Source organism: Brevibacterium sp. FAM 27836 (assembly GCF_051351055.1).
In the GTDB taxonomy this organism is placed as follows: Bacteria; Actinomycetota; Actinomycetes; order Actinomycetales; family Brevibacteriaceae; genus Brevibacterium.
Genome location: NZ_CP195711.1, coordinates 3502068 through 3513891 on the forward strand (window position 1 = coordinate 3502068; position 11824 = coordinate 3513891).

Sequence of the window (11824 nt, forward strand, 5' to 3'; positions counted from 1 at the left end):
AGATACATCCGGAGCGGCACTACACGAAGCGATGGAACTGGATTCGACTCGACCTCGAAGAAGAGACCCCACCGTCGGCCCCGGCTAACTGTCAGCACCCGAGGCAATCGCCCCGATGCAACAGCAGATCGAAACGCTCATCGATCTGTACAGACGATGCAGCCGGCCGCCCACTACTGGCAGAGCTCCCAAACTGAGGACAACACCCTCGTCATCGGCAGATTGTTTACGGTCTCTACTCCTAGCGCGGTGAGGCCGCCGATGCCGAATTCGAGGCAAGCAATTGGATCAGCTCGTTCCTCGCACGCAGATAAGGCAGCAGCGACACCTGAGACACTACGACGACCGGTGGTACGGGCCAACCCAGTAAGTCTTCCCATCCCGAGTCTGTCGGTAGCCGCGCACATCATGCGGTCTACGCGAACCCGCCGCACCGTGGGTCACCAGCTGCCCCGAACAGCCGCCATCGACCCATCGAGGCCGATCTGAGAGTCGATACACCGCCGCAGGCCCCTGCCCATCTGGAGCCAGCCGGTCAGCGGCGAACTTCTCATCACCGACCGCCTGCGAAGCCGTCAGCCGACCCTCATGGGCAAAAAGCAGGTCGAGCAGGACAAGCGCAACATGGGAAGCATTACCGGTGGCATACGTGCGCTGCCTGAAATCGACATTTACGAACGTCGGTGCCACCGGGCGGCCACCCGTAGTCGCAAATCGCAAAGCGATGGAATCACGGCCCATCGTTGCCGTCACCGCACTCAGCGACCGGCGACGGGAACTGATCTTCACCGACACCGGCTGCTCAAACAGCAACCGCCATTGCGGGCGATACGTCAACGCCGTGGCAAGGAAGACCGTCTCCACAGTGAGATTCCGCTTACCCGACTCGGCCAGATACGCCTCAACGTCGGGGCACTCCCTGGACCGGACGACTACCGCGGCCACCGGCTTCAACGGCGGACTTGCCGACTGTGGCGGTTTCTTCTTTCTCTTCTTCGGCTGGGTCTGCTTCACCGGTGCCGGCTGAGCAAGTGCCGGGGATGCCTTTGGTTTCGGTGCCGAGGCGGGGAAGACCTCAGGAGAGGGTGCAGCATTCAACTCACGCGCACGCCGGTTGACCCTCGGAAGAAGCTTCTGCCGCTCGTCGATGACCGATGCCAGGTCAGTGCGGGTGATCAGCACCAATGCTCGGCGCCAACGACCTACGACATTCCGGTCAGGGGAGGCCGACAACACTGCATCGGCGATCGCAGCCATCACCGGCGGTGACATCACACCAGCCGACCAGATCCCGCTGGGCAGCCGCGGCTCCTTCTCAAAACCGAGAGCTTCGATGATCCCGACCACCGATTGCGTCCACGTTGCCTGCAAATAGGCGGTGCGGATGGCGTGGGAGATGAACGGCTCGACTTCATGAGCAGGCAGCTTCGAGAATGCGTGCGCCCACGCCCCGAAAGTCCGCGGTGAGCAGACCGTTCGCACATGCGCGGTGACCATCCCGTCTGCCTCTGTGGGGGCGACTCTTCTTGTGCTGTCGACCCAAGATTTAACGACCGTATAGGCAACCGGTGCCTGCATGAGCATCCGGCGATACCGTTCGGCGCGACGATCAGCCTTCTGCTTCATGGTTGGACTTCGCCGTCCTTGGCAACCTCACCACTCAAACAGGGACGGACGCACCACCGAAACATCGCACAACACTTTCTGCTCATAAACACGAACACGCTCATTCAGATCATGGCACACGGCGGCGACACAAGTAGTCACCTCGACCAATGGAGCCTTCATACCGGCTAATCTGATCCCTGAAGATCAAACGACCGATGTGAGGACGACGGTGCCCAGACGACCCCAGCAGCTCGAACTGACTTGGTACAACAAAAATCGAGCGCTCATCCCCACCGAGCACGGCAAGTACGGGTACACGTGGGTGCAGCCCACCGACCCCCGCTACTGTGAGACTCGCCGCCTCATCATCGACGACGAATACACCGGGCAGCAGTCACCGAAGGACGATTCACTGGACTACAGCGGGCGCGCAGACCTCCCGCCTCAGACTGACAATCTGCTCATCAGGGGAGAATCCGGCGACGTACTCGAAGCTCTCACCCGGGTCCCCGAACTCAAAGTCAAATACGCCGGTCAGGTGAAGTGCATTTACATCGACCCACCGTTCAACACCGGTGATGCGTTCGCACACTATGACGACAACCTCGAGCATTCTGTCTGGCTTACGATGATGCGCGACCGGCTCGAGAATCTGAAGACAATGCTCTCCGCAGACGGTTCCATCTGGGTTCATCTCGATGACAATGAATGCCATCGGATGCGCGTACTGCTCGACGAGATCTTCGGCCCCGCATCGTTCAAGGGAACGGTTGTTTGGGAGAAGTCGCCAGGGTCAAAGGGTGACACAGACATCGCCGCCAGCCACGACTACATCCACATCTATGCTCCCCACTCTCCGGATTGGAAGTTGGTGCGCAACAAGCTGCCCCGATCGACCAAGCAGCTTGGACGATACTCAAATCCCGACGGAGATCCCAGAGGCCCGTGGCGCCAAGGAGCGGACGGTACAGCCAAGAGCGGCAACGACACCTTGCGCTTCGAGGTCACGACACCATCGGGGCGGATAGTCACACCGCCCGCGGGCAACTATTGGCGCTTCACCCAGGAGACATTGGCGAAAGCTCGTGAAGAGAAGAGAGTATGGTTCGGCGTTAACGGCGACAGTCTTCCGGTGATCAAAACCTATCTGTCGAACGTCGTAGAGGGCGTCGTCCCGAACACTTGGTGGACGAACTCGGAAGTGGGCAGCAATCAGGAGGCGAAACGCGATCACCTGCGACGGATGTTCCCCGATTCTCCGAAGCTGTTCGACACACCAAAACCGGAACGACTCTTGGAAAGAATCATCCACATTGCAACAGACCCTGGCGATCTGGTGCTCGACGTATTTGCGGGATCGGGGACGACCGCAGCCGTGGCTCAGAAGATGGGCAGACGTTGGGTAGCCAGTGAGCTCCAAGACCATGTATTCGATGAGTTCACTCTGCCACGACTGCGCAAAGTCATCGCCAATGAAGACCCCGATGGAATCACTTCGGTGAAGAAAGACCGAGTTCCCGTCGAAGGGGTCACGCTTCCCGAGAGCATATCTCCCGAAGACGCGCACACACTGACGCGTCTTCTGGCCAAAGCCCACAAATCGGACTCCACACTCATCGGAGTGGACGAGCTCAGCTCCATCCGGGAACGGCTGGCTACAGAACTGGTTCCCACCCTCATCAACTGGCGCGGCGGGGGAGGGTTCCGTACCGCACACCTGTCGCCGGTCTGCTTCGACTACAACTTGGAACTGGGCATCGTCACCCTCACCGAAGCCGCCGAGAACATCAACACACTCATCGGTGCCGTCGCTGCCCACTGCGGGTATCGGCTGACACCCGGCGAATACTTCCACGGCATCTCCGGTCGCAGCCGGCTGCTCGTCACCCGCACGCCCGTTGATACCGAGTTCGTCACCGAAGTAGCAGCCCACTTAGATGACAGAGACACCATGACCATCGCCTCCACCGTCGTCCTCGACGGAGCAAGGGCCGCCGTGCGCAAAGCACGCCGCGGATCACGCATACTTCACATTCCCCACGACCTGTTCACCGTGATGGAGGACGACGACCGATGACCATGAGCAACTTCACCTACGACGAAGACCTCATCGAAGAGATCTCATCCCGTTTCAACCTGCGCACACCGAACCGACTGGCATTCGGTGAGGGGATCGCTGCCCTGGCCGGTGACATCGACCCCCACCGACCCATCGTTCTGTCACTGGCAACCGCCGTCGGCAAAACCTACATCATGGCCGCCATCGTCGAATATTTGCGCACCATGGGGCACACCGACACCATCATCGTCACACCCTCGACCATCGTGCAGGCCAAAACCGTCGCCAACTTCACCCCCGGCAACCGCAAATACATCGACGGCGGACAGCCCGCCCCGCGAGTTATCACCCCCGAGACATACGACCTATTCCGCTCACAGAACGGTAACACGGTTCCGTTCGACTCCCATCTCGACCCGATCCAGCTCTTCATCGTCAACGTTCACCAGCTGCTGAACAACGCCACGAAGATGCCCAGCGAACGCGAACTCGGCGGCAACATCAAGCGATATCTCACTGAGAAGAAAGACCTCATCGTCCTCGCCGACGAACACCACCTCTACTCCCTGAGAGCCAAAGCATTCAACGAAGGCATCATGGGCCTGACCCCTGCCGCGATCATCGGGCTCACCGCCTCGGCAGACGACTACAACGACGATGTGCGATACCGGTACACACTGCGCGAAGCCATTAAAGACAAATACGTCAAACGCCCGGTGCTGGCATTCCGGCGCGGTGGCTACGGCGAACACGAGGAAGAACAGCAGTTGCGCGACGCCCTGGCACTTCTGCGCGTCAAGGAGCAGGCATTCGCCACCTACCTCGCCGCGAATCCGGACAAACAGGCCATCTCACCAGTCCTCTACGTCCAATGCGCCGATGTCGCACATGCCACCGATGTGACCGCACAGCTCCGCGGCCCCGGATTCTTCTCCTCCCACGCCGCCGTCCTCCAAGTCGACAACGAACACAACGACGCAGATACCATCCGACAGCTCACCGACATCGATTCCGTGAAATCACCCGTGCGCTGCGTCGTCAGCGTCAACAAGCTCAAAGAGGGCTGGGATGTCAGAAACGTCGCCGTCATGGTGACACTGCGGGCAATGGCCTCCGAAGTCCTCACCCAACAAACTCTCGGACGCGGACTGAGGTTGCCGTTCGGTGAGATCACCGGCGTCGGCCACGTCGACCAGCTAGACATCATCACCCACGAATCATTCCGCAAAGCGTTGAAGAGCGAGAACGTGCTGCGCGAATTCGGACTCGATGCCATCGACAAAGAGACCCGCGGCACTGGCGAAACCACTCCAACACCACCGCCGCACCCAGGAGGCACCGACACGACAGCAGCGGACGTCACCGCCGATACTGAAACTCAGCCGGTCGGCGACGAGACCGCAGGCGACGACCAGCCCATCGCCCTCCCCGGCGGAACGACAACCGAGACCACCACGAGCACCGGAGGCATCGGTGTCTACGAGTTCGACGACTCCGGCATCAGCTCAAACACCCCACCTCCGAACATCGAAACCGTGACCATGAACCCGTCCCACGGAAACGTCAGCATCCATTTCCCCACGTCGGTCATCCGCCCCATCGACCGGGCACTCGATCTCACTGACGCACTCCACACCTCAGACATCACGAAAGCCGCCGAGGGCGTCTCCGACTCACGGGCCATCCTTCACCGAGAAGAGATCACCTTCACCAGCCGGCGACTGCGCACGCTCAGCGATGAAGACGTTGCCGTCGACTCCATCCGCATCTCAGCAGACGAAGCCCGAGAAGGACTCGTCAGTGAAGTCCTAGCTATGAGCAACTTCGACGCCACGCCGAACAATGTCAAAGCCCTCGAAGTCCTCTACGTTCCCCAATTCGTTCGCGACACCGGCATCACTGAATGGTCGGTCAAAGCTCTGAGCTCGGCCCGAAGCAAACTGCGCACCCTAATCGACGACGCGGCCAAAGCCCACCGGCGCAAGTTCGGAGACACCACCGTCATCCAACCCGTGCCGCTGCCGGCTACAACCAGTTACTCTCTGGCTGAGAACGAAACGATCCTCGATCGTCTGCCCGCCGGCGCCACCTCAGCCGACTTCCGCCCCCACCGCCACTACGGGCCGTGGAAACGCGGACTGTTCACCGCCGCATCGTTCGACTCCTACTCGACCGAGTACCGCATCGCCAACATGCTCGACCGCTCACCGTCGATCACGTGGTGGAAACGCCTCTATGCTAGCGACCGAGCCACCATCGCCTACACCCCGGCCAACGACTACCGTCCCGACTTCCTCGCCCTCGACACAGACGATTACCACTGGATCATCGAGGGCAAAGCCGACGATCAGGACACCGACGCCATCGTGGCCGCCAAACGCGAAGCCACAGAAAAGCTCATTGGCAAAATGAGCATCGACGACACCTTCGCCGGCCAGTACTGGGGCTATGCGATCGCATTCGAATCCGATGTCACAGCAGCCGACTCATGGGACGACCTCATCACCAGCCTAAACCCCGTCAAAACGCAGAAGTTCTGACTTGCCCGACCCGACTACGCCACTGGCCTCTCCGACGCGTGGTAACGAGTGGCCCCTTTACGGTTAATGACTTATCAAACAACGGGAGTAGTAACGGCTCCTTTTCTTAGTTTCTTAAGCAGCCGTGGGTTCAGTCGTGGATAGATTGCTCCATTCTGAAAGAACCTCGATAGGCGGTCGGTAGCCGTTCGCTGAACGTAGCCGGGTCTGGTTGTACCGGGCTACTCACTTCGGCGTCTCCGCTATCACCTCGATCAACCCCGACCACACTTTCCGGCCGATGAGTTCGGCATTATAGGCCGAATTCAGAGCCTCGGCTGCGGCGCAATCATACGAGTCCCAACGCGACCTCACAGACGCCACGACCTCTGACTCTGCGCGGCTCTCACCATAGCGAATCGACCGTGAACGCCTTGGTCGCTGTGGTGGACAAGCTCCGACGCGTCTTCGCCGTCCCGATACTTTGCCGCTAAAGCCATCGTCAGAGCGCCCCCGGCCAGAGACTTCCGCGTATGGTTCGTCACCTGCCAGTCGACGATCTCCCGGTGGAACACATCAAAGATGGATGTCGTGTACAACCGCCCAACCGCGGTGGGGACACATGTAATATCGGCGGACCGAACGCAGTTCGGGCCCGTTGCTGTGTACTCGCGTTTGACGAGATCGTCCGGCCACTCTTCAGCCCGGCAGAAGCAGCTTTCGGATGCAACCGCTTCCGCCGGATCCCGTCGTATCCCAACTGACACATCAACCGGTGCACCGTACACCGAGCAATAGGTCCGAACTGGTCGGCGTATTTGCGGTTGATCGCCTTCCAGATCAACCTCTGTCCGTAGCAGGAGTTGTTCGCCTCATAGACATCGTGACTCACAACCATCAGTGCTTATTCCCGTCGGGCCCTGGTCAATGGTTAACTCATCTTCACCGCCTAGTAGGAGCTCTCACTGCAATTTCCGCAGCAATCACGGACAGGGCGCACACGATTGGCTCGGTTCCTCCCTTCTCGCGATTATCATCGATGAAGGCGACGACGACTTGGATGGGCGGTCGAGCTCCGCCGCGCAGGAAGCCGAGGCCTTTACCGGCTCTTCGCAATTGAGAGTGTAGATCTGTGATTCCAGGACACGGCGAGTCGCTGCCCGGATAGACGCCGAGGTCTTCCGATGATGGAAGTTCTCACACAGTCCATCCGAAAGACCTCGACGTGGCCAAGCCTACTTTCTCAACCCCTGACCTCACGACATTCTGCCGACTCGACTCCCTCGACCTCACCTGTATTGGCCAGCATGTCACCGGACACAAAGCCATTCTGGAATGCCGGCCCAACACCGCCGATGACTGGTGCCGACGGTGTGGTGGGCACGGGATCGTCCGCGACACCGTCGTCCGCCGTCTCGCCCACGAGCCTTTCGGCCACCGACCGACCACGCTTCATATTCGCCTCCGCCGTTACAAATGCGTCGAGTGCGGCCGCGTATGGCGGCAAGACACCACTGCTGCGGCACCACCACGAGCGAAGATCTCGCGCACGGGCCTCGACTGGGCGCTGCGTGCCCTCGTCATCGATCACGACACCGTGTCCGTGATCGCTGCGAAGCTCGCCGTGTCCTGGCACACCGCGAACTCCGCCGTCCTCGCTGAAGGTCAACGACTATTGATCAATGACCCGACCCGGTTCGATGGTGTGTCCATCATTGGCGTCGACGAACACGTATGGCGGCACACTCGGCGTGGTGACAAGTACGTCACCGTCATCATCGATCTCACCCCGACCAGCCAGGGGGCAGGCCCGGCACGTCTGCTCGACATGGTGCCCGGCCGCTCGAAGCAGGTGTTCAAACAATGGTTGAAAGCCCGACCGAAAGACTGGCGTGATGGCATCGACGTCGTCGCGATGGACGGATTCTCCGGCTTCAAAACAGCCTCAGTTGAGGAACTGCCCGGGGCTGTGGAAGTCATGGACCCGTTCCACGTCGTTAAGCTCGCCGGTGATGCTCTCGACGAAGTCCGCCGTCGCATTCAGCAGGAGACCACCGGGCATCGTGGCCGGGCGAAGGATCCGCTCTATCGGGCGAGGAGGACTCTGCACACGGGTAGCAGCCTGCTCACGACCAAACAGCAAGAGCGGATCGCAGGCCTCTTCGCCGACCCCAACTTCACCGAAGTCGAAGTCACCTGGGCCGTCTACCAAGACATCGTCAGCGCCTATCGCAGTGCCGACCGCAACGAGGGCAAGAGGCTCCTGCAAGCGGTCATCGACGCCCTGACGACGAACCTGCCCACAGAGCTCATTGAGCTCAAACGGTTGGGACGAACTTTGAAGCGTCGAGCTGCTGATGTGCTCGCGTTCTTCACCCGACCAGGTACTTCGAACGGGCCCACCGAATCGATCAACGGACGGCTCGAGCACCTTCGGGGATCAGCACTCGGGTTTCGCAACCTCACGCATTACATCGCCAGGTGCCTGTTCGAGTCCGGTGGTTTCAGACCGGTTCTACACTCTCAATTGCGATGAGCCCCTTTACCAGTCTCGCCGCCTCTACTATCCGCGGGACGATTCACGAGCCCTCGACCGTGTTCGTCCTGCAGAGTCGTAATCAGGTCACGAAGCGCGGCGTCGTTTTGCGAGAGTCCGTGATCAAAAGCCCGCTCACCTGCTGGGTTGAGGCCGCGTCCATGTTACCGACGTCGAGGCCTAACCAGACGTCGCATTCGGTGTTCATGACAGCCCTCCTGGACCATCAGTTCTATGGTCGTTGGTTCTCATGACACCCGATGCCGGCGCCCACGTTACGACGGGACCTCAACAGTGCTGGGCCGAGCCCCTATCAGCCGTCAACGCGCGTTCCGGGCTCGCGGCTCCAGGATCATCAAAGAAGGGGAGAACCAGCCACACCAGTGCCAATGACCGGATCTCATTCGGGTCCTACGAAGAAATACGGCGGCCCAAACTCCTGTGAATGATCACTTTTGCTGTATTATGTAACTATGAGTTATGAGCTAAGTAATGAGTTACAGTCTATACGTAATTTTGGAGGCATCGATGCGGATGCTGACAATCTTTTGCGTACTTGTTTTCAAAACCACGACTCCTATGTCTCGGTGCGTGATATGGAGGCATTTTTAGTCCTTGGAAAGAAGGGGTCAGGCAAAACAGCAATATACAAGAAGCTGGTCACAGAGAAGGTTCAAGACATGGTGGCCTTAGGCCACACGTTTGATGACTATCCTTGGCATCATCATGATCTCCAGGCATCGACCGGAGTTCCAGAGGAGCGTAGATATGCCCATAGTTGGAAATACTTGATATTGATTGGCCTCGCAAAAATGTTGCTAAATGACGACTCATCGCAACCCTGGAGTGACGAAGCTTTCGATTCTATGCAGGTAATTGAGAACTTCTTGGTGGATTCCTATGGGTCTCGAAGTCCAGACATGCATCAGCTCTTCAGTCCAGACAAAGAATTGAAACTACGCGGCGGAATGGACTTGAGTGTAGTTAAGATAGAAGGCGAGGTCGTTAAGGTTCAAAATCTTCCTCCTCATATACAGGAGGTTAATCGAGAGATTCAAAAGCACATTTTTCGCATATTGAATCCTTGTGTTAAATACTTTGTATGTTTTGATGAACTGGACCTAGGCTTTGTTGCTGGAGATACCCAATATTCGCGTCGTCTTATCGGTCTGCTTATCGCGGCAAGGGATCTATTTGTATCGTCTCGGGATAGCGGAATTCAATTGAATCCGACGGTTTTTTTGCGAGATGATATTTTTCAAGATCTGAGATTTGAAGATAAGAACAAAATTACTGAAAACTATTCAACCTCTATAAACTGGGCGGAAAATAGTGGGGGTCTGACTCTAAAGGATGTGATGGAGCGCAGGTTCAGCGAGTTGCTTCCTCGGGGTGAAGCGGCAGCAACTCATGTGGTCTGGGGAGATGTGTTTGACGAGAGTAAAGCTATGCCGGGGCGTCAATTGAAGTATTCCCACATCCTTGATCGTACACTGCTTCGGCCCAGGGATATGATTAAATTTTGTAACGAAATTCTAAATTCATACAAATCTCAGGGGGCTTATGGCTTGATTGAAAATGACGCAGTCCATTCCGCCAGAAAGTCTTATTCTGACTATTTACTGAACGAAATTGAGGATGAAATCGCCAAGCATGTGCCGGAATACAGTGAATATTTGGAGGTCGTAAAAACACTTGGCGCTGAAAAATTCACTAAACAATCGTTTATATCATCATACGAGAAGCGGGCGAATCTTTCAGCTGATCCAGAAAAAGCGCTGAGCGACCTATTTGCGTTTTCGATCATCAGCTACTTGAAGCCAGGAGGAAGAGGGGGCGGCTCTGAGTATGTTTGGCGATACAAAGACTCACGCGCAAGATTCGACCCGTTGGCAGATTCGTATCGTGTTCATCCTGGCTTCAAAGAGGCGCTAGGCCTGGTCCGATAAGTCGTTGGCGATTGTTGGCTATTAGGAATCTCTGAAATCCTAGGTTCTCCAATTTTTGTGCTTGGCGGACTTAGTGATTGCGGTATGGCCTGCCGACCCCTTTGTGGAGTCGGCAGGCTCGCCTTGCGCAGACGGGCTAAGCCTGGTCGCTAGGTCAGGCCGTCAACACAACTTTGCCAGTCGTCTTCCTCCCCTCAAGAGCACGGTGCGCATCCGCAGCATCGGCCAGAGCAAACGTGGCGCCGACGCGGAAGTTGAGCCAGCCCTTCTCGATACCGTTGAAGAGCATCGCCGAACGCTTTGCCAGCTCCTCCGACGAGCGAACGAACCACGCCAGGGATGGACGGGACAGGAAGATTCCGCCCGAGGAGTTCAAGCGCTGAATGTCGAAGGGCGGCACCTGACCCGAGGCCCCACCGAAGAGCACCATCGACCCCAACGGCTTGAGCGACGCCAACGATGCATCGAACGTGTCCTTGCCGACGCCGTCGTAGGCGACGTCGACGCCCTCGCCGTCGGTCAGCTCCTTGACCTTCGCCGTGATGTTGACGCCCTCGCCGTAGAGGAACACCTCATCGGCTCCGGCCTTGCGGGCGAGCTCCGCCTTCTCCTCGGTGCTCACTGTCGAGATGACATTGCCGCCCAAGTGCTTGATGATCTGAGTGAGCAGCAGTCCGACCCCGCCGGCCCCGGCATGGACGAGGGCGGTGTGGCCCGGCTTGATCTCATGTGAACTCGTCGCCAGGTACTGAGCGGTCAGACCCTGGAGCGGCATCGCTGCAGCCACCTCGGCAGACACGCCCTCGGGCACGCGGAGCAGATTGTCGGTATTCACGACGACCTGAGTCGCGTACGAGCCCGGGCCCTCGTGCCAAGCGACGCGGTCACCGGCAGAGAAGCTCTCCACGCCCTCGCCGACAGCGGCGATGCGACCCGTGCCCTCCGACCCGACGATATGCGGGTAGTCCATCGGGTACACGCCCGAGCGACGGTACGTATCGATGAAGTTCACACCCGCGGCCTCGACGTCGACGAGTACCTCACCGGGCCCGGCAACAGGGGTGTCGACCTCGGAGAATTCGAGGACCTCGGGTCCACCTGCGTGCATCGCTCGTACTACCTGGGTCATGACGCCTCCTGCATATAATTTAAT

Annotated in this window: 7 protein-coding genes and 1 pseudogene; 4 read left to right on the forward strand and 4 right to left on the reverse strand. The window is 58.3% G+C overall.

What is annotated here, in order from left to right:
• Positions 1–336 precede the first annotated feature (336 nt).
• Positions 337–1626, reverse strand: a complete 1290-nt coding sequence (locus ACSE4D_RS15660; RefSeq protein ID WP_436326225.1) for a hypothetical protein — start codon at positions 1624–1626, stop codon at positions 337–339.
• A gap of 211 nt (positions 1627–1837) precedes the next feature.
• Between ACSE4D_RS15660 and ACSE4D_RS15665 the strand changes: the two genes are divergently transcribed.
• The gene (locus ACSE4D_RS15665; RefSeq protein WP_436326226.1) at positions 1838–3685 is read left to right on the forward strand and encodes a site-specific DNA-methyltransferase; all 1848 of its coding nucleotides are present in this window, start codon (positions 1838–1840) and stop codon (positions 3683–3685) included.
• Positions 3682–6207, forward strand: coding sequence for a DEAD/DEAH box helicase (locus ACSE4D_RS15670; protein WP_436326227.1), 2526 nt, complete (start codon positions 3682–3684; stop codon positions 6205–6207). The genes ACSE4D_RS15665 and ACSE4D_RS15670 overlap by 4 nt, the downstream gene beginning before the upstream one ends.
• Before the next feature lie 350 nt (positions 6208–6557).
• Here the strand turns inward: ACSE4D_RS15670 and ACSE4D_RS15675 are convergent, their stop codons facing one another.
• Entirely contained in the window at positions 6558–6974 is a 417-nt protein-coding gene (locus ACSE4D_RS15675; RefSeq protein WP_436326228.1) for a DDE-type integrase/transposase/recombinase, read from the reverse strand.
• Positions 6929–7084, reverse strand: a pseudogene (locus ACSE4D_RS15680) (transposase); the annotation flags it as partial. The gene ACSE4D_RS15675 and the pseudogene ACSE4D_RS15680, both read right to left, overlap by 46 nt.
• Before the next feature lie 327 nt (positions 7085–7411).
• Between ACSE4D_RS15680 and ACSE4D_RS15685 the strand changes: the two are divergent.
• Both ACSE4D_RS15685 and ACSE4D_RS15690 read left to right on the forward strand, forming a co-directional pair.
• Positions 7412–8722: an ISL3 family transposase gene (locus ACSE4D_RS15685; RefSeq protein ID WP_436326229.1), complete on the forward strand. Its 1311-nt coding sequence runs from the start codon at positions 7412–7414 to the stop codon at positions 8720–8722.
• A gap of 473 nt (positions 8723–9195) precedes the next feature.
• Positions 9196–10671, forward strand: a complete 1476-nt coding sequence (locus ACSE4D_RS15690; RefSeq protein ID WP_436326230.1) for a P-loop ATPase, Sll1717 family — start codon at positions 9196–9198, stop codon at positions 10669–10671.
• Positions 10672–10825: 154 nt separating this feature from the next.
• Here the strand turns inward: ACSE4D_RS15690 and ACSE4D_RS15695 are convergent, their stop codons facing one another.
• Positions 10826–11800 carry a quinone oxidoreductase family protein gene (locus tag ACSE4D_RS15695; protein ID WP_436326231.1) on the reverse strand — a complete coding sequence of 325 codons (975 nt, stop codon included), beginning with the start codon at positions 11798–11800 and terminating at the stop codon, positions 10826–10828.
• Positions 11801–11824: the final 24 nt, after the last annotated feature.

What these genes read in the sequence shown, in the direction of transcription:
- ACSE4D_RS15670 (WP_436326227.1), top strand. Translation starts at nt 3,682, where the DNA reads ATGACCATGAGCAACTTCACCTACGACGAAGACCTCATCGAAGAGATC.
- ACSE4D_RS15690 (WP_436326230.1), top strand. Translation starts at nt 9,196, where the DNA reads ATGAGTTATGAGCTAAGTAATGAGTTACAGTCTATACGTAATTTTGGA.
- ACSE4D_RS15660 (WP_436326225.1), bottom strand. Translation starts at nt 1,626, where the DNA reads ATGAAGCAGAAGGCTGATCGTCGCGCCGAACGGTATCGCCGGATGCTC.
- ACSE4D_RS15695 (WP_436326231.1), bottom strand. Translation starts at nt 11,800, where the DNA reads ATGACCCAGGTAGTACGAGCGATGCACGCAGGTGGACCCGAGGTCCTC.